Source organism: Amycolatopsis sp. lyj-84 (assembly GCF_046549075.1).
Taxonomy (GTDB): domain Bacteria; phylum Actinomycetota; class Actinomycetes; order Mycobacteriales; family Pseudonocardiaceae; genus Amycolatopsis.
This window is the reverse complement of sequence record NZ_JAJPWO010000007.1, coordinates 336,566-354,544: the sequence shown is the minus strand read 5'-3', so window position 1 is coordinate 354,544 and position 17,979 is coordinate 336,566. Positions and strand designations below refer to the sequence as shown.

The 17,979-nt window shown below is 67.4% G+C and carries 13 protein-coding genes and 1 pseudogene; 8 read left to right on the top strand and 6 right to left on the bottom strand.

All coding sequences use genetic code 11. From position 1 onward, the window contains the following. The first annotated feature begins 253 nt into the window (after nt 1-253). The 3 genes and pseudogenes from ACLJRM_RS23135 to ACLJRM_RS23125 form a co-directional block, all read left to right on the top strand. Complete coding sequence (locus ACLJRM_RS23135) at nt 254-706, top strand: Imm1 family immunity protein (protein ID WP_410664265.1); 453 nt, start codon at nt 254-256, stop codon at nt 704-706. A 581-nt stretch (nt 707-1,287) separates the two neighbouring features. Beyond that, nucleotides 1,288-1,881: a hypothetical protein gene (locus ACLJRM_RS23130; RefSeq protein ID WP_410664264.1), complete on the top strand. Its 594-nt coding sequence runs from the start codon at nt 1,288-1,290 to the stop codon at nt 1,879-1,881. A gap of 694 nt (nt 1,882-2,575) precedes the next feature. After that, nucleotides 2,576-2,832 (top strand): annotated as a pseudogene (locus ACLJRM_RS23125) (ABC transporter ATP-binding protein); the annotation flags it as partial. Between the two features lie 38 nt (nt 2,833-2,870). Here ACLJRM_RS23125 and ACLJRM_RS23120 read toward each other — a convergent pair. Next, the gene (locus tag ACLJRM_RS23120; RefSeq protein WP_101609689.1) at nt 2,871-3,116 is read right to left on the bottom strand and encodes a hypothetical protein; all 246 of its coding nucleotides are present in this window, start codon (nt 3,114-3,116) and stop codon (nt 2,871-2,873) included. A gap of 350 nt (nt 3,117-3,466) precedes the next feature. Between ACLJRM_RS23120 and ACLJRM_RS23115 the strand changes: the two genes are divergently transcribed. Continuing rightward, nucleotides 3,467-3,811: a hypothetical protein gene (locus ACLJRM_RS23115; RefSeq protein ID WP_101613419.1), complete on the top strand. Its 345-nt coding sequence runs from the start codon at nt 3,467-3,469 to the stop codon at nt 3,809-3,811. A gap of 64 nt (nt 3,812-3,875) precedes the next feature. On the opposite strand, the gene ACLJRM_RS23110 is transcribed toward ACLJRM_RS23115, so the two are convergent. Beyond that, nucleotides 3,876-5,072 carry a DUF6986 family protein gene (locus ACLJRM_RS23110; RefSeq protein WP_410664263.1) on the bottom strand — a complete coding sequence of 399 codons (1,197 nt, stop codon included), beginning with the start codon at nt 5,070-5,072 and terminating at the stop codon, nt 3,876-3,878. Nucleotides 5,073-5,076: 4 nt separating this feature from the next. Continuing rightward, complete coding sequence (gene aceB, locus ACLJRM_RS23105; protein WP_101609691.1) at nt 5,077-6,654, bottom strand: malate synthase A; 1,578 nt, start codon at nt 6,652-6,654, stop codon at nt 5,077-5,079. A 123-nt stretch (nt 6,655-6,777) separates the two neighbouring features. On the opposite strand from aceB, the gene ACLJRM_RS23100 reads away from it, so the two are divergent. Then, nucleotides 6,778-7,554 carry an IclR family transcriptional regulator gene (locus tag ACLJRM_RS23100; RefSeq protein WP_410664262.1) on the top strand — a complete coding sequence of 259 codons (777 nt, stop codon included), beginning with the start codon at nt 6,778-6,780 and terminating at the stop codon, nt 7,552-7,554. On the opposite strand, the gene ACLJRM_RS23095 is transcribed toward ACLJRM_RS23100, so the two are convergent. Beyond that, nucleotides 7,544-8,275, bottom strand: a complete 732-nt coding sequence (locus ACLJRM_RS23095) for a TetR/AcrR family transcriptional regulator C-terminal domain-containing protein (RefSeq protein ID WP_410664261.1) — start codon at nt 8,273-8,275, stop codon at nt 7,544-7,546. The genes ACLJRM_RS23100 and ACLJRM_RS23095 overlap by 11 nt on opposite strands. A gap of 106 nt (nt 8,276-8,381) precedes the next feature. On the opposite strand from ACLJRM_RS23095, the gene ACLJRM_RS23090 reads away from it, so the two are divergent. After that, nucleotides 8,382-9,881, top strand: coding sequence for an MFS transporter (locus ACLJRM_RS23090; RefSeq protein ID WP_410664260.1), 1,500 nt, complete (start codon nt 8,382-8,384; stop codon nt 9,879-9,881). Between the two features lie 64 nt (nt 9,882-9,945). Here ACLJRM_RS23090 and ftsY read toward each other — a convergent pair whose 3' ends face one another. Further along, nucleotides 9,946-11,259 carry a signal recognition particle-docking protein FtsY gene (gene ftsY / locus ACLJRM_RS23085; RefSeq protein WP_410664259.1) on the bottom strand — a complete coding sequence of 438 codons (1,314 nt, stop codon included), beginning with the start codon at nt 11,257-11,259 and terminating at the stop codon, nt 9,946-9,948. Nucleotides 11,260-11,412: 153 nt separating this feature from the next. On the opposite strand from ftsY, the gene ACLJRM_RS23080 reads away from it, so the two are divergent. Together ACLJRM_RS23080 and ACLJRM_RS23075 are read left to right on the top strand one after the other, a co-directional pair. Next, nucleotides 11,413-12,639, top strand: coding sequence for an anhydro-N-acetylmuramic acid kinase (locus ACLJRM_RS23080; protein ID WP_410664258.1), 1,227 nt, complete (start codon nt 11,413-11,415; stop codon nt 12,637-12,639). Between the two features lie 9 nt (nt 12,640-12,648). After that, nucleotides 12,649-14,229 (top strand): sodium:solute symporter, encoded by a 1,581-nt coding sequence (locus tag ACLJRM_RS23075; RefSeq protein WP_410664257.1) that lies wholly within the window; start codon nt 12,649-12,651, stop codon nt 14,227-14,229. 68 nt (nt 14,230-14,297) lie between these two features. On the opposite strand, the gene smc is transcribed toward ACLJRM_RS23075, so the two are convergent. Continuing rightward, the gene (gene smc, locus ACLJRM_RS23070) at nt 14,298-17,897 is read right to left on the bottom strand and encodes a chromosome segregation protein SMC (RefSeq protein ID WP_410664256.1); all 3,600 of its coding nucleotides are present in this window, start codon (nt 17,895-17,897) and stop codon (nt 14,298-14,300) included. Nucleotides 17,898-17,979: the final 82 nt, after the last annotated feature.

Genomic DNA, 17,979 nt, shown 5'->3' with positions numbered 1-17,979 from the left:
CCTTGCCGAGGTTCAAGCCGATCAGCCCCTGACCAGCGTAGGTAGCACTCTCTAGCCAGCCTACCTAGCGCTACCTGCCATCACCACCGTGTGAAGGTCACAACGCGGCAAGTAGGCCCTCTACCTGCGGATATGCCGAATCCGGCATGCCGCATGCCCAGTTTGATATAGATCGCCGCGCCATGCCCCCTGACTGTAGGTCGAAGTAAGCCCAGCAGGTCCGAGACCGGCTCCGAACGACTGAAACGGTGACATGCATACATTGGTTGTCACGGCGTCGCTGTCCTCTGGCGTCGGCCGAGTCACACGCGGAATGGCTACATCAGTCGCGCTCATAGAAGAGATCTTGACAATAGAGCACATCTCTTCTGAAACCACGCTCTCAATTGGCGACATCGAGTTCTATGGAAGTAAGGAGTACGGGCCGTTTCCAAATCATCAGTTCCGGGTTAGCGTCCGTCCGTCCATTGGCTTTGCCGCTCTGAACTACATGGACCACGACGACAAGGAAATGCCGGTCGCAAACTCATTCAATCCCCGGCGTCCACTTCCTGAGGCAAACCTCATCTTCAACGGTGTCATAAGTTCGATGTTTCCACGGACGGCAGCGATTCCAGTTTCGGACGCGCGTAGTGCATTGTTGGAATGGCTAGGCACGAGAACTCGGCCGACTTGCATTTCATGGGTCCCATTCGACCAATACTAAAGGAAGTGTCGCATGACACCTGAAACCGTAGCTCTTATCGACTCACTTAACGCTGTCAGCAGTCGCGCCAAAGGAATTAGCGAAGCCCTACGTACCGGACAGATGACAACGGAGAGGCAGCGCCAGTACTCCAAAATGCTCTCCGACTTGGCCAACTTGCTGACAGACCACGCCGACCTTCAGGATTCGCCACTTTATGACACGTCAAATCCACCTGTTCCACAGGTGCCCCCCTCGGATAATGCATCATGACAGCGATGGCGCCCGACCGTTTCGAAGTTGAAGTGAATGGCCAGACGTTGTCTCAATTTGTGTCCCACTATCACGGCGCACTCCCGGGTCTTGTACTTTCGGACGGGGTGACCGAAGTCGTGTTTACAGCAGGGGTGCGAAGGCATGAAACACGGTCGGCCAGGGAGTTTGCAATCAATCTTGCGTTTAATGCGCTCGCGTTCGCGAACGAATGCAGTGGCCGCTTATCCGTCGGTACTCGCGATTGGCCGGAAGATGACAGAAACTTCTAATCAAGCCTTGCGATCCCGCACCCGTGCGCTCCAGGAGAAGCGTTCGAAGTGCCCGCGTTGGCTATCAAGCTGCTGTTCTGGCGGCTGCCAGTGTCATTGGCCTCGACTGTTGCCGAGACCGCCGCTGCCGGAACGACGCGGAAATACGGAGCGGATACCCGGGCCATGAATAGCCGAGACCCTAAGCAAGAACTTGATTCCATGCCGTGGGATGAGTTCGTTGAGGTCAATGACTTTTACATGGGTTACCGGGGCTGGGAGCGGTACGATTCTCCGCACGGCGACGCCGTGAGGTATGTGTTCCAAGACAGTCTGAGCGACGAGTTAGAGCGGATAAGGACGACGACACTTGGAACCGCCTTGTTGCAGGTGGCGGAATGTCACTTCACGCGGACTCGTCGCGGTCTGCGGATCAGGATCATCACGAGCGGCGCACCCGGCGGTTGCCGCAAGCACGACAGCTCCTCGTTCAGAGTCGAGATGTGCAAAGTCCGTTGGGTCGATCGCCTCGTGAAGGCCGTGGAGGAACGAGCGATCATGACGGCATCGACGGAGTTGGCGTACTGCCTGATATTCGGCGCGTGCGCCAAGCGGGTGTCTGCCCTGCTGGAAGCGGCAGCGACCAAGTACGAGCCTATCGCCGAGTGGTGAGCCAGCACGCACAGCCAGTCATGAACGCCGTTAAAGTCACCGCCCCCGGTTTCACGCAGTCCGGGACATGCGGAACCAAGGTGGGGAGCGGTCCTTGACGATCCAGCTGCTTTGATCCACCTGCGGCAAGCATGAGTGCCAGAGTTGAGCCGCCCGCCCTTGGGACGACCGGGGCCGGGCGGCTCCTCGCGAGCTAGCGGACAGCTCGTTTGCGCAGGTCAAAGGACTGTTATTAATGACATGATTGACCACCGCTTGATCCACCACGGCGATTGGGAAGTCCGGATGACAACTGACGGGTTACCGGAGTTCATCCCACCCCAGTACTTGGACCCGCTAAGAAGATCGCGGCGTAACACCCACGCTTGACCCGAGAGCCCGCCAGCCACACCGGCGACGGGCCCCTCGGCATGTCCACAGGCACCGAGCGCATCAGTGGTCGGTCCGGAGCTCATTGAGGGATAGGCGCGCGGGCAGTGGTCCGTGATAGCCGGGCGAGCGAGTACGACCCACGGGATCGACACCCTGGCGCCGAACCGACCACGGCAGACCAGGGTGACGGCACCACAGCCACCCGAACCATGACGCGCTGGGACTCCACCGATCGGCGCCTTACCGCAAACCCGGCACCTACCCGCGCCCCGAGTCCTCCACAGAAGTCAGATAGGCCAGCACCTTCGACGGGCACCCGGACCCCGATTTCGACGCCAAGACCCGGTCACTCAAGAAACAAGATCGGCACCGTTGCGAAAGTCCCGATCATCGAGGCACTGCGGGGCAGTGCGCGGGTCGACGGCAGAATCGCGCCGATGTTCGACCTCGGCGTCGGACTGGACCCCGAAGTGTCGGGCTACGGGAACATCCTGATCCGGGGCCTGTTCCTCGGCATGACCCGAGCTCGGCGACTATCTGCGCCTGCCGTTGCGCACCTACTCCACCGCGCTCCGGATGGACGAGGTTCTCACGCGGTACCACGGCACGAAAAACGCTCAAAGGAAGATCTTGACCAGCTGATCCTGTCCGTCCGGATCCCGCAGCACGACCTGTTTGCCCGCGCGGAGTTCCGCGTCCACGAACTCGTAGATCAGCAACGCGCGGTTGACCAGGTCGACCTTCTTGAGCCCGGTGCGCTCCTGCAGTTTGCCCAGCGCGTCGACCGCCTCGGCGATCAGCGCGACATTGACGCGATCGACCACCGCGGGGCGGCCGGTCGCGGTCTCCTCGACCGATGGCATACGCGCTCCCTTCCCCTGCGGCCCCGAGCCGCACCTCCATGCTGACACAGTAGGTGCGTATTAACCACATTTTCCGCAGTGAAAATGTGTGAGATGGGTTGCGGCGTCGCTCGGGACGGCCCTACAGTGGGCCTCGTCAGACCGACGTTCGTCCCATGCGGCGGATGAGAAGTGCGACCACTCACTTCGTCGATCCGGCAGGTAGGGAAAGCGGCTTGCGTGCGAGGGGCTCGTAAGCCGTCGATTTGAGGGGAGACGGAGGCAGGTATCGGGGTGCCTCCGGATCAAAGTGGTCCCCAGCTTGACGCGCCAATCCCGGCTCGCCTGACTGGGCTGGAAAGGGCATGCGCATGGCTGCCGAAATCGAGGGCCCGGGAGAGACCGCGCCCGTGGAAGCAGTACCGAGCTGGGACGAGACACCGACCCCGCTCGCCAGGGTCAGGATCGAAACGACGGAGCTGAAGGCCGAAGCGGCGGTGCCCGCCACCGAAACCCGACGGCTCCTCGCGACGATCCTGAACACGTTGTTGGTGCTCGGAGCCGTCCTCGGCCCGGCGCTCACGTTGCAGGTGGTTCCGGCCGCCTTTCCGGTGTGGGCGACGGCGGGAACGATCGCAGGCCAGCTCGCCATGCTGGTGCTCGTCGCGAAGTCCGCGCACCCCGAGGAAACACCCGGCCGCGGCTCAGCCGACTGACACCGCCCGGGCGAGGAGCGGCTGAGCGAACGTCTGCCACGAAAGGCGCTCGCTCAGCCGCTCCTCACACGCTCCGCCGCGCGTATCCGTCCAGTTCGGGCCTGGTGAACGAGAGCTCCCCCGCGTCCACGGCCCCGCAGTCCAAGCCGCGCAGCAGGAAACTCGCCAAGGCCTGTGCCGTCGCCGGCTCGTCGAGCACACCGCGCCCGGTCTGGTCCGCGTAATCCCGCAACCGTCCCAAGGCCGCCGGGAAACCCTCGCGGAAGAACGCGTAGGTCGCGGCGAACCGGGTCGGCAACTGATGCGGATGCAGATCCCAGCCCTGGTAGAAGCCGTTCTCCAGGGATCGCCGCACCAGCCGCAGATGTTCGCGCCAGGCCGGGAGGATCGCGTCACCGACGGGCAGCTTGTTCGTCGAGCCGTCCGAAAGCCGGACACCGGTCCCCGCGGCCGAAACCTGCATGAGCTGCTTGGCGAAATCGGCGGCCGGGTGCTCCATGCTCTGGTACTCGGCGCTGATCCCGAGACCGGCGCTGTAGTCGTAGGTCCCGTAGTGCAGCCCCGAACACCGGCCGCGCGCGGCTTCGATGATCCGCGGTACCGCCACCGTCCCGTCGACGTCCACAATGGACTGTGCCGTCTCGATCTGGACTTCGAATCGCAGCGCGGATTCGGGCAGGCCGTACGCGGATTCGAGGCGTTCCATGACGTCCGCCGCCACTTCGACCTGCTCGACGGCGGTCACCTTCGGCAGCGTGACGACGAAACCTTCCGGCAGCGGCCCGCTTTCCAGCAGTCCGGCCAAGAAGAGATCGAGGGTGCGGATGCCGCGGCGCCGGGTCGCCTGCTCGAAACTCTTGAACCGGATACCGACGAACGGCGTCCCGCCCGTGACGGCGAGGGTCCGCCCCGCGGCGAGCGCGGTGGCGTCCTCCTCTTCGTCGCCCGGCCTGCCGAGGCCGTCTTCGAAGTCGATCCGCAGATCCTCGATCGGCTCGGTCAGGAGTTTGGTCCTGACCCGGTCGGCGATGTCCGCGTCCAGGCCCAACTGATCGGCGTGCTCGCCGAAGACCCGCAAGGCCTGCTTGCCCCAGTCCGCCACGAGCCGCGTCTTGTACCGCGACGCGGGCACGTACACGGTGTGCACGGGCTGGCGGCCGGGCGGCTCGCCGGGATACTTCGCCGCGACACGCGCGTCGGCCTCGGCCAGGCGCGCGTCGGCGGCGGTGTAGACGTCCTCGGTGAGCCGCCCGTTCCCCATCTGTCTACTTGATCCGTTCGTAGGCGGGCAGTGTCAGGAAGTCCGGGAACTCGTCGGCGAGCGCGACCTGCTCGAACAGCTCGACGGCGGGCTCCAGCAGCTCCGGCTTGATCTCGGCGGCGAGTTCGCCGCGGACCTCGGCCAGTACACCACGCACCAGTTCTTCGGTCACCTTGTCACCGGTGTCGAGCTGCGTGCCGTTGCGGACCCACTGCCAGACCTGCGAACGCGAGATCTCCGCGGTGGCCGCGTCCTCCATCAGGTTGTGGATCGCCGCCGCACCGTTCCCGCTCAGCCAGGAGGCGATGTAGCGGATGCCGACGTCGACCGCCGCGCGCAGACCGGCCGCGGTGGCGCCGCCCGGTGTCGAAGCCGCGTCGAGCAGCTGGTCCGCGGTGACGGACACCTCGTCGCGGGTCCGGTCGAGCTGGTTCGGCTTGTCGCCGAGGACCTTGTCGAACTCCTCGCGGCAGATCTCGACCATGCCCGGGTGCGCGACCCACGAACCGTCGAAGCCGTCGCCCGCCTCACGGCTCTTGTCCGCGCGGACCTTGTCGAGCGCCGCGGCGGTGACCTCCGGGTCCTTGCGGTTCGGGATGAACGCGGCCATGCCGCCGATCGCGAACGCGCCGCGCTTGTGACAGGTGCGCACCAGCAGTTCGGTGTACGCGCGCATGAACGGCGCGGTCATGGTGACCGAGTTGCGGTCCGGCAGCACGAACTTCTCGCCCGCGTCACGGAAGTACTTGATGACGCTGAACAGGTAGTCCCAGCGGCCGGCGTTCAGGCCGGAGGCGTGCTCGCGCAGTTCGTAGAGGATCTCGTCCATCTCGAACGCGGCCGGGATGGTCTCGATCAGCACGGTCGCGCGGACGGTGCCGTGCTCGATGCCGAGCGTCTTCTCCGAGTGGGTGAAGACGTCGTTCCAGAGCCGGGCTTCGAGGTGGCTCTCCATCTTCGGCAGGTAGAAGTACGGGCCCTTGCCGCGGTTGAGCAGTTCCTGCGCGTTGTGGAAGAAGTGCAGGCCGAAGTCGACCAGCGCGCCGACGGCCTGGCGCCCGCCGAAGGACAGGCCTCGCTCGTCGAGGTGCCAGCCACGGGGGCGGACGACGATGGTCGCGTGCTCGACGTCGTCCTTGAGCGCGTAGCTCTTGCCGCCGCTTTCCAGCGTGATGGTCTCGCGGACGGCGTCGTACAGGTTGACCTGGCCGGAGACGACGTTCGCCCAGTGCGGCGTGTTGGCGTCCTCGAGGTCGGCGAGCCAGACCTTGGCGCCGGAGTTCAGCGCGTTGATGGTCATCTTGCGGTCGGTCGGGCCGGTGATCTCGACCCGGCGGTCGCGCAGCGCGGGCGGGGCCTCGGCCACCTTCCAGTCGCCCTCGCGGACCTCCTTGGTCTCGGGCAGGAAGTCGAGCTTGCCGGTGGCCCTGGCCTCCTCACGGCGCTTGCTCCTGGCCTGCAGCAGCTCGTCGCGACGGCCGGCGAAAGCCTCGTGCAGACCCGCGAGGAAGGCGAGTGCCTCCGGCGTGAGGATTTCGTCCCCGCGCTCGACCGGATCGCCGAGCACCTGAGCTTCAGACATGAGAAACACCCCGAGTTCCGGATAAACAGTGACATCCCTAATACAAGACGTCCCTACGGTTTTACATGACGGACTATAGTTTCTGCATAGCGGAACATCAACGCCGACGTAAGGAGCACCACGGTGGCAGCGGAGAAGAACGGGCGCGACGGCGGCGTCCAGTCACTTCAGCGGGCCTTCGACCTCCTCGAACATCTCGCGGACACCGGAGGCGAAGCCAGTCTTTCGGAGCTGGCGACCCTGTCCGGGCTCCCGATGCCGACCATCCACCGGCTGATCAGGACGCTGGTGGACCTGGGTTACGTCCGGCAGAACACCAACCGCCGGTACGCACTGGGCGCACGGCTCATCCGGCTGGGCGAGAACGCCAGCATGCAGTTCGGCTCCTGGGCGCGGCCGCTGCTCGCGGAACTGGTCGACGAGGTCGGCGAGACGGCGAACCTCGCGGTCCTGGAGCGGGACGAGGTCGTTTACGTCGCCCAGGTGCCCTCGAAGCACTCGATGCGGATGTTCACCGAGGTCGGACGGCGGCTCCTGCCGCACGGCACCGGCGTGGGGAAGGCGATGCTCGCGCACCTGCCGTCCGACGACGTCACAGCCCTGCTCTCGCGGACCGGCATGCCCTCGTACACCGAGCACACCTTCACCGAACAGGGCGCGCTTCTGCGCGAACTGGCGAAGATCGCCCAGCAGGGTTACGCGCTCGACGAAGCCGAGCAGGAACTGGGCGTCCGCTGTGTGGCCGTCGCGGTCCCAGGCGCGCCGGTGCCGGCGGCGGTCTCGGTGTCCGGCCCTTCGGGGCGGCTCACGATGGAGGCCGTCGAGCGGATCGCGCCCGTCGTCCAGCGGATCGCGACCTCGCTCGGTTCGACCCTTTCGCGTGACGGGGTCACCGTTTGAGCCTGGTCTCCAGACCGTCGAGCATCCGGTCCAGCCCGTAGCGGAACTTCTCATCGCGAAGCCGCTCCGGGTCGGCTTCGACGTCGTCCTGGACGAGCCGCTTTCGCTGATGCGGATGTTCCTGCGCGGCCGCCTCGACGGCAGGGCGTAGTTGCTTCGCCCACTCACTCTCGCTTCGCCCGCTCTTCGCGACCGTCGTGAGCCAGGCCGCTTCGGTCGTCCCCATGCCGATGACGTAGGAGATGACCGCGCTGATCGCCTGGTCGGCCTCCTCGCCGGGGAATCCCGCGGTCACGAAGACGGCCAGCAGCCGTTCGTTGAGCCGCATGACGTTCGGCCCGAGATACGACAGGCCGACCGAGCCGAGCAGTGAAGCGACCCACGGGTGCCGCAGGATCATCGCGCGGACACTCTCCGCCCCGACGACGGCCGCTTCGCGCCATCGCGCCGGATCTTCGCTGTCCGGCACGGCGATCTCGCCGTAGACCTCGTCGACGACCAGCTCGATCAGCTCGTCACGGTTCGCCACGTGCCGGTAGAGCGACGTCGCGCCCGCGTTCAGCGCGGTGCCGAGCCTCCGCATGCTCAGCGCGTCGACGCCTTCGACGTCCAGGATCCGGACGGCCTCGGCGACGATCTGCGCCTGACTCAACGCGGGCTGGTCCCGTTTCCGGCGGGGGCGGGTCCATACCGACTGGATCGGCTGTTCTTCGGCTGACATGCGGCCCACTGTAGCGCACGACGTACCCCCTTGCGAACGCTCTCGCGTTCTGCGTACAGTGTGCGCAACAGCAGAACAACGTACGCAACCACCTCTGGGGGTAACGATGAACGAGACGACAGGACGCGATCCGCGCCGCTGGTGGATTCTGATCGTGCTGTGCCTGAGCACGCTCGTGCTGGTCGTGGACAACATGGTGCTGACGGTCGCCGTGCCGCCGCTGGCCGACGACCTCGGGGCGAGCGCGCAGGACACGCAGTGGATCCTCGACTCCTACATCCTGGTGTTCGCCGGGCTGCTGCTCACGTCGGGAAGCCTCGGTGACCGGTTCGGCCGCCGGAAGGTGATGATCATCGGCCTCCTCCTGTTCGGGGTGGCCTCACTCGTCGCCGCGTTCGCCGGGAACCCGTTCGAACTGATCCTGTCCCGCGCGGTGATGGGGGTCGGCGGCGCGCTGATCATGCCGAGCACGCTGTCGATCCTGATCACCGTCTTCGACGACGCCGAACGCCGCAAGGCAATGGCGGCGTGGAGCGCGGTCGCGATGCTCGGCCTGATCGGCGGTCCGGTACTCGGCGGCGTGCTGATCGCGTGGTTCTGGTGGGGCGCGGTGTTCCTGATCAACGTGCCGATCGTCGTCATCGCCGTGATCGCCGCGTTCACCCTGATGCCGGAATCGAAAGGCCCGTGGCAGAAGCCCGACCCGCTCGGCGCCGTCCTGTCCGCGACCGGGATGGTCGCGCTGGTCTGGACGATCATCGAGCTGCCCAAGCACGGCATCACTGAGGCCGGAACCCTGATCCCGCTGGTGATCGCGGTGGCGAGCCTGACCGGTTTCGTGTGCTGGGAACGGCACACGCCGTCGCCGATGGTCCCGCTCAAGTTGTTCCGCAAGCGCAATTTCAGCGGCGGCAGCCTGTCGCTCACGCTGGTGCAGATCGGCAACGGCGGACTGCTGCTGCTCCTGACCCAGTACCTGCAGTACGTCCTCGGCTACACCCCGACCCAGGCGGGCCTCGCGTTCATCCCGATGGCCATCGCGTCGCTGCTCTGCAACACCCTCGGCGCCACGCTGGGCCAGAAGGTCGGCAACCGCGTGCTGGCCGCGGCCGGGATGACCGTGATGGCCGCCGGATTCGGCCTGCTCGCGACGCTGTCGACGACCTCGGGTTTCCTGCTCCCGGCGATCGCGCTGTTCCTGCTCGGCGCCGGCGGCGGGCTGGCGATGCCGTCGGCGATCGCGGCGCTGATGGGCGAGGTCCCCGAGGAGCAGGCCGGTGTCGGCTCCGCGCTCAACGACACGATCCAGCAGCTGGGCGCGGCGCTCGGCATCGCGATCCTGGGCAGCATCGTGTCCAGCCTGTTCACTTCGCAGATGCCCGCTTCCGCCCCGGCGCAGGCGCGGCTCTCGATCGGTGACGCCTTTGCGACCGGTGACGGCGGCCTCATCACCGCGGCACGCGAGTCGTTCACCTCGGCGATGTCGACGACGTTCCTCGTGAGCGCCGTGGGCGTGCTGGCCGCGGCGGTGGTCGCCTTCGTGGTGATGCGGGACAAGAAGACCGCTGCGGTCGGGACCGGCGAGAACGTCCCTGTCACGGTCTGACCCCGTGCTATGAAAGTCCCCTTCATTGCAAAATTTGCAATGAAGGGGACTTTCATAGCACTCACTAGCTACTGAGCAGGGCTTCCACGAAAGCGCCCGGTTCGAACGGGGCCAGGTCGTCCGGCCCCTCGCCGAGGCCGACCAGCTTGACCGGCACCCCGAGTTCGCGCTGCACCTGGAAGACGATGCCGCCCTTCGCGGTGCCGTCCAGTTTGGTCAGGACGATGCCGGTGACGTCGATGACCTCCGAGAACACGCGGGCCTGCATCAGCCCGTTCTGCCCGGTGGTGGCGTCGAGCACCAGCAGCACCTCGTCGACCTTCGCCTGCTTCTCGACGACTCGCTTGACCTTGCCGAGCTCGTCCATCAGGCCGGTCTTGGTGTGCAGACGGCCGGCGGTGTCGATCAGGACCGCGTCCACGCCCGCCTCGGTGCCACGTTTGACGGCGTCGAAGGCGACCGCGGCCGGGTCCGCGCCTTCCTTGCCGCGCACGACCTCCGCGCCCACCCGCTCGCCCCAGGTCTGCAGCTGGTCCGCCGCGGCGGCGCGGAAGGTGTCGGCCGCGCCGAGCACGACGGTGCTCCCCTGCGCGACGAGCACCCGGGCGAGTTTGCCGGTGGTGGTCGTCTTGCCGGTGCCGTTGACCCCGGCGACCAGGACGACGGCGGGCTGCTTCGCCCCGTCGACGATGTGCGGCAACGCGCGGACGGCGCGGACCGCGTCGGTCGAGAGGGCGGCCGTCAGCACTTCCTGCAGGACCGTGCGCGCCTCTTCGGACGTCCGCACGGCGCGGCGCTTCAGTTCGTCACGGAGGCGCTCGACGATCTCGGTGGTCGTCGCGGCGCCCAGGTCCGCCATGAGCAGCGTGTCTTCGACGTCCTGCCACGAGTCCTCGTCCAGGTCGCCTGCCCCCAGGAGGCCGAGCAGGCTCTGCCCGAACACCGAACGGGACTTGCCCAGCCTGCCGCGCAGCCGCTCCAGGCGCCCGGTCGCCGGGGCAATCTCTTCCACCGGCGAGGGAGCGGCTTCCTCGGCCGGTTCGGGCAGTTCGACGTCGCGCACCGTGCGCTGCGCGGAATCCCTCGGCACCGCCGCGTCGTCCCCGACGGCGGGCTGGCCGTCCGTCTCGGGGCGGTCCTCGACCGGGTGCTCGGGTTCTTCGGCCTCTTCGGTCTTCTCACCACCGGGAGCCAGCGCGATCCCGCCGGTCGCGGTATAGCCGCCACCCTTCGGCTTCTGGCGCTCGACGGCCTCGGCAGCCTGGGATTCGTCCAGGCTGATCCGGCGGCGGCGCGCGATGAGCAGCCCGGTCACCAGTACGGCGACCAGTACCACGACGGCAACGACAACGATCCAGAACCAGGGGGTGCTCGACACGGCGCCAATCCTCGCATCCGCACACGGCCCGACGTAGACGCCCCACGGGAAGCAAGCCGATCTTGTCAAGCACCCACTGGATAGGACTCATTTCGGACAAGAAGAAACGGTGTCGCTTGCGCGGTCTCCGGCACGAGGGCTAGACCACTCCAAATGACGGTTTTCTCCGGCACTGGGGTCCGGATGATCGGACTCATCTCCGGCACTTCGATCGACGGGATCGACGTGGCGGCCGCCGAACTGCGCGCCGACGGGGACACGGTGGTGCTTTCCCCGCTCGGCCAGTTCGAGGTCCCTTATCCCGAAGCGCTTCGGGAAGCACTGCTCGGCGCCCTCCCGCCGAATCCCTGCAGCGCCGAACAACTGACGAAACTCGACACCTTGGTGGGACAGGCGTTCGGCGAGGCGGCGGCACGCGGCATCGAGGAACTGGCCGGCGGCGAGGCCGACGTCGTCGCCTCACTCGGCCAGACGGTGTTCCACTGGGTCGAGGACGGCACCGCCCGCGGCACGCTGCAACTGGGGAACGCGGCGTGGATCGCCGAGCGCACCGGACTGCCTGTGGTGGCCGACCTGCGCGTGCGCGACGTCGCCGCGGGCGGGCACGGCGCACCGCTCGCCAGCACCCTGGACGCGTTGTGGCTCCGGGAAATGGCGGCCTCCGGACCGGTCGCGGCGCTCAACATCGGCGGTATCGCGAACATCACCGTCGTCCCCGCAAACAACGCTGACGACGCTGACGGGGACGTCCTCGCCTACGACACCGGCCCCGGCAACGCCCTGATGGACATCGCCGCGCACCGAGCCACCGGCAGGCGTGCCGACGTCGACGGAGCGCTCGCCATGCGGGGCAACGTCCGGCCCGATCTGCTGGCGAAGCTCCTGCTCGACCCGTACTACGCGGCCGCGCCGCCGAAGTCGACCGGCAAGGAACTGTTCCACGGCGAATACCTCGACACCGCACTCGACGGGCTCCCGCCGGTCGGCGCGGAAGACCTCTTGGCGACACTGACCGAACTGACCGCGGTGACGATCGCCGCGGAATGCCGTCGCCACGGCATCGCCACGCTGATCGTCTCCGGCGGCGGCGCCGACAACCCGGCGCTGATGGCCGCGCTCGCCAGGAACCTTCCCGGCACGGCGGTGAAGACCAGCGACGACCACGGGCTGCCGCGCGCGGGCAAAGAGGCATACCTGACCATTCTGCTCGGCTGGCTGACCTGGTCCGGCGTCCCGGGGAACCTCCCGTCGGCGACCGGTGCCCGGGGCGACCGGCTGCTCGGCAGCATCACCCCGGGCGCGGGCCCCCTGCGGCTCCCCGCCCCGCATACCTCAACCGTGACCCGCCTACGGGTGGCGGCGACGACCGGCGAGCGATAGGAGATACGGATGCGCGCACTTGACCTCGCGATCATCGGGCTTTTTCTGGTCGGCATGCCCCTGCTGGGCGTCTGGATCGGCGGTAAACAGAAATCCGGCTCGGACTACTTCGTCGGCGAAGGCAAGATCTCCTGGTGGGTGGCCTGCCTTTCGGTGGTCTCCGCGGAGACTTCCACCCTCACCGTGCTTTCCGTGCCGACGGTGGCCTACATCGCCGCCCCCGGAGACGGCGGGATGACGTACCTCGCACTGGCGATCGGCTACATCGCGGGCCGGATCGTGGTGTCGATGGTGCTGCTGCCGCGCTACGTGGCGGGCAACCTGGTCACCGCGTACGCCTTCCTGGGGAAACGGTTCGGCAGCGGACTGCAGGGCACCGCGTCGGTGACCTTCCTGCTCACCCGCACGCTGGCCGACGGGATCCGGCTGTTCGCCACCGCGATCCCGATCAAGGTGGTGATGGCGGCCTACGGCCTGACCGTCTCGTACTGGACCATCGTGATCGGGCTCGGGATCGCCATGGTGCTCTACAGCTTCTTCGGCGGGGTCCGCGCGGTCGTCTGGGTCGACGCGATCCAGATGCTCTGGTACATCCTCGGCGCGGTCGTGGTGATCTGGGCGATCTCCAGCAGGCTGCCCGACGGCTGGTTCGGCAAGGCCGTCGACGCCAACAAGTTCCAGATCTTCGACTTCTCCTCGAACATGCTCACCGGGCAGTACGCGTTCTTCACCGCGGTGATCGGCGGCGCGGTGCTCTCGATGGCGTCGCACGGCTCGGACCAGCTGATCGTGCAACGCCTGCAGTCCACCAACGACCTGCGCGCCGCGCGGAAGGCCTTGGTCGCCAGCGGTTTCGTGGTGTTCATCCAGTTCGCGCTGTTCCTGTTCATCGGTGTCCTGCTGTGGGCGCTGTACAACGGCCTGAACCCGACCAAGCCGAAGCCGGAGGGCCTCGGGCTGGCCAACAAGGACGAACTGTTCGCGAACTTCATCGTCAACGATCTGCCGAGCGGGCTGTCGGGCTTCGTGATCGCCGGGATCCTCGCCGCCGCACTGAGTTCGTCGCTCGGCGCACTGGCCTCGTCCACGGTGACCGACGTCTACGAACGGGTGATCGGCAGGCAGCTGCCCGAAGCCGACAGGCTGCGGCACGGCCGGATCTGGACGATCGTCTGGGCGGGCGCGCTGATCCTGTGCGCGGGTTTCTTCGCCTCCTCCAACAAGACCTCGGCCGATCCGATCGTGGTGCAGGCGCTCGGCATCACCGGCTACACCTACGGCGCGCTGCTCGGCGCGTTCCTCTTGGGCCTGTTGTTCAAGCGGGCCAGGCAGGTGGACGCGATCGTGGCGTTCGTGTCGACGGTGGTCGTGATGGCGTTCATCATCCTGGGCGTCAAGTTCAACAAACCGGACGGCAGCCTGATCGGGGTCGACTTCAGCAAGGCGTCGGGGAACACGGTGGCGCTGGCCTGGCCCTGGTACACGCTGTGCGGCGTGGTGATCACGCTCGTGGTGGGCGGGTTGCTCTCGCTGCGGCACAGCAGCGCGGACCCGCTCGCCGAAGACGTGAAGGAGTCCTCTTCGGTTTAGGCCCCGGAATGCTATGAAAGGCCCGTTACTTGCAAATTTTGCAAGTAACGGGCCTTTCATCTCACCCGCTAGGCAGGAACCGGATCCTCTTCCGAGGTCCGGAGCCGCTGCGAGATCACCTTGGTGATGCCGTCGCCCTGCATCGAAACGCCGTACAGGGCGTCGGCGATCTCCATGGTCGGCTTCTGGTGGGTGATGATGATCAGCTGCGAAGAGTCCCGCAGCTGCTCCAGCAGCCCGATCAGCCGTCGCATGTTGGTGTCGTCGAGCGCGGCCTCGACCTCGTCCATGACGTAGAAGGGCGAAGGCCGGGCGCGGAAGATCGCCACCAGCATGCCGACGGCGACGAGCGACTTCTCACCACCGGAGAGCAGCGAGAGCCGCTTGACCTTCTTGCCCGGCGGGCGCGCTTCGACGTCGACGCCGGTGGAGAGCAGGTCGTTGGGCTGCGTGAGCACCATGCGCCCCTCACCGCCCGGGAACAGCACGCTGAACACGGTCTCGAACTCGCGAGCGACGTCCTCGTACGCCGACTCGAAGACCTCGAGGATCTTTTCGTCGACCTGCTTGATGACGGCTTCGAGGTCCTTGCGGGTGTCCTTGAGGTCTTCGAGCTGGGTCGAGAGGAACTTGTACCGCTCCTCCAGCGCCGCGAACTCTTCCAGCGCCAGCGGGTTGACCTTGCCCAGCAGGCTGAGGTCCTTCTCCGCGCGCTTCGCCCGGCGGGCCTGGGTGTCACGGTCGAACGGCATCGGCGGCGGCTGGGTGACGTCTTCGCCGCGTTCCTTGGCGGCCTCGTACTCGGCCATCTCCCCCGCGCTCGGCGGCACGGGGATGTCCGGGCCGTACTCGGAGACGAGGTCCTCGAGGCCGATGCCGAAGTCTTCGGCGATCTTGGTTTCGAGCTGCTCCAGGCGCAACCGCTGCTCGGCGCGCAGCACCTCGTCGCGGTGCACGGCGTCGGTGAGCTTCTCCAGCTCGCCGGTCAGCTCGCGGACCTTGCTGCGGACCTGGGTCAGCGCGGTCTCCCGCGACTGCCGCTGCGCCTGCGCCTCGTCCCGTTCGTGGGCGGCGCGCTGCACGGAAACCTCGATGCGCTCCAGCGCGATCTCGCCGCCGTTGACCACCGCGTTGGCGATCTCGGCGCCGCGTTTCCTTGCCGCCCTGGACTTTTCGGCGCGTTCACGGGCCTGCCGCTCGGCGTGCGCGGCACGGCGGAGCGATTCGGCCTTGCCCTGGATGCTCCGTGCGCGCTCTTCGGCGGTGCGCAGCGCGAGCCGGGACTCCATTTCCTCCTGGCGGACCGTGCCGAGGTCTTCGGCGGCCTGATCGCGCTCGGCGGTGTCCGGATCCTCGTCGATCTCCTGATCGGCGACGGCGGCCAGCCGCTCTTCGAGCTCGGCGAGCTGCCGCAGCGCCTCTTCGCGGCTCTGCTCCACCTTGGCACGCTGGTTGCTCAGCCGGTCCATCTCGGCCTGCGCGGCACGCGCGGCCTGCTGCATCCGGTTCAGGCGCTCGGACGAGCGGGCCTTGCGGACCTTCGCGTCACCGAGGGCGTCCTTGGCCCTGCCGACCTCTTCGCGCCGGGCCTGCTGTCCGGCGCGGGCGCCTTCGAGTTCCGCGGCGGCGCGTTCCAGCGCACGTTCGGCGGCGTGCAGCCGGTCGCCCGCCTCGTCGACGGCGGCCTGGATTTCGATGACGCTCTCGCTGCGGGCGGAACCACCGACAGCCCAGCGGGCGCCGAAGACGTCGCCCTCGGGCGTGACCGTGCTGACCTCGGGATACACCTCGACGAGGCGGCGCGCGGACTCCAGACCGTCCACAATGGCCACCCGGTCGAGCGCGTGCTCGACGGCGGAGCGCAGTGCGGGCGGCGCCGAAACCACTTCGCGTGCCCAGCGCGCGCCCTGGGGCAGCGACGGCCAAGCACTGGTGTCCACAACGGACCCGAGTCCGCCGAGCAGGATGCCCGCACGGCCGGAGTCGTTGTCCTTCAAGAACTTCAACGCGGCGAGCGCGTCGGCGCCGCCGTTGACCGCGACCGCGTCGGCGACCGGGCCGAGCGCCGCGGCCAGCGCGACCTCGTGGCCCGCCTCGACGGTGAGCAGCGCGGCCACCGAGCCGAGCAGTCCCGGCAGTTCGTGCTGCGCGCCGAGCAGCGCCCCGGCGCCGTCCTTGCGGCGCAAGCCCATCGACAGCGCCTCGACGCGGGCCTTCTCCGACGCAATCTCGCGCTCGGCGGTCCGCTCGGCCTTGACCAGTTCCTCGACCCGCGCCTTGGCGGCGTTGTTGGCCTCCACCGTGCGGTCGTGGTGGGCCTGGAGGTCGACGTCGTCGGATTCCTCGACGCCGCCCTCGGCCTTGGCTTCTTCGAGTTCCTCGACGGCGATCTCCGCGCGCTCGGCGGCCTCTTCGAGCGACACGGTGAGCCTGTCGATCTCGTCGGAGGTGGCACCGTTCTTGCTGCGCAGCGCCTCGACCTGTCCGGCGAGTTTCGCCAGCCCTTCCCGCCTGTCGGCGATGGCGCGGACGGCGGCCATGTGCGCGCGCTCGGCGGCCTGGACGAGGTGTTCGAGCTGTTCACGCTTCTGGACGGTCTCCGAAAGCACCATGCGTGCCTCGGCGACGGCCTCGTTGAGCTCCTGCTCCTGCTCGGCGACGTGCTCGGCCTCGGCGAGCAGCTCGTCGGGGTCGCGGCCGGTGCTCGCCTGCTGCACGTCGGACGACAGGTGCCGCTGACGCTCCAGCGCGAGCCGCACGGTGCCGCGCAACCGCTCCGTCAACGCGGAAAGCTTGTACCAAGTCTCCTGGGCCGCGGCCAGGCGCGGCGCGTCCTCGGCGAGCGAGGCCTCGAGCTCGGCTTCCTCGGCGGCGACGATCTCCAGTGCCTGCTCGACCTCGGTCCGGCGCTGACGGGCGACCCGCTCGTCGGCCTCTTCCTTGGCGAGGCCCGAGCGCTGGGTGACCAGGTCGTGGGCGAACAGCCGCAGCCGGGCGTCGCGCAGTTCGGACTGCACCCACTGCGCCTTGCGGGCGATCTCGGCCTGTTTGCCCAGCGGTTTGAGCTGGCGGCGGAGCTCGGTGGTGAGGTCGCCGAGCCGGTCGAGGTTGCCCTGCATGTTCGCGAGCTTGCGCAGGGTCTGTTCCTTGCGCTTGCGGTGCTTGAGGACGCCGGCGGCCTCTTCGATGAAGGCGCGGCGCTCCTCGGGCTTGGATTCGAGGATCGCCGAAAGCTGCCCCTGCCCGACGATGACGTGCATCTCGCGGCCGATACCGGAGTCCGACAGCAGCTCTTGGACGTCCATCAGACGGCAGCGGTCGCCGTTGATCTCGTACTCGCTCGCGCCGTCGCGGAACATCCGGCGGGTGATCGAGACCTCGGAGTACTCGATGGGCAGCGCGCCGTCGGCGTTGTCGATGGTGAGCGTGACCTCGGCGCGCCCGAGCGGGGCGCGGCCGGTGGTCCCGGCGAAGATGACGTCCTCCATCTTGCCGCCGCGCAGGTCCTTCGCGCCCTGGGTGCCCATGACCCAGCGGAGCGCGTCGAGGACGTTCGACTTGCCGGAGCCGTTCGGCCCGACCACACAGGTGATGCCCGGCTCGAAACGCAACGTCGTCGCCGAGGCGAAGGACTTGAAGCCCTTGAGCGTCAGGCTCTTCAGGTGCACGTCGTGCTGACCCCTCTAGGCTGCGGGAACCGGTCGTTCAATCGGGCCAGGCTACCTGTGCGCTCAGGGTGATCGTGGGACG

Excerpts from the sequence above, each read along its gene's own strand:
- ACLJRM_RS23135 (WP_410664265.1), top strand. The coding sequence starts at position 254 with ATGCATACATTGGTTGTCACGGCGTCGCTGTCCTCTGGCGTCGGCCGA.
- ACLJRM_RS23120 (WP_101609689.1), bottom strand. The coding sequence starts at position 3,116 with ATGCCATCGGTCGAGGAGACCGCGACCGGCCGCCCCGCGGTGGTCGAT.
- ACLJRM_RS23115 (WP_101613419.1), top strand. The coding sequence starts at position 3,467 with ATGGCTGCCGAAATCGAGGGCCCGGGAGAGACCGCGCCCGTGGAAGCA.
- ACLJRM_RS23110 (WP_410664263.1), bottom strand. The coding sequence starts at position 5,072 with ATGGGGAACGGGCGGCTCACCGAGGACGTCTACACCGCCGCCGACGCG.
- aceB (WP_101609691.1), bottom strand. The coding sequence starts at position 6,654 with ATGTCTGAAGCTCAGGTGCTCGGCGATCCGGTCGAGCGCGGGGACGAA.
- ACLJRM_RS23095 (WP_410664261.1), bottom strand. The coding sequence starts at position 8,275 with ATGTCAGCCGAAGAACAGCCGATCCAGTCGGTATGGACCCGCCCCCGC.
- ACLJRM_RS23090 (WP_410664260.1), top strand. The coding sequence starts at position 8,382 with ATGAACGAGACGACAGGACGCGATCCGCGCCGCTGGTGGATTCTGATC.
- ACLJRM_RS23080 (WP_410664258.1), top strand. The coding sequence starts at position 11,413 with ATGACGGTTTTCTCCGGCACTGGGGTCCGGATGATCGGACTCATCTCC.
- ACLJRM_RS23075 (WP_410664257.1), top strand. The coding sequence starts at position 12,649 with ATGCGCGCACTTGACCTCGCGATCATCGGGCTTTTTCTGGTCGGCATG.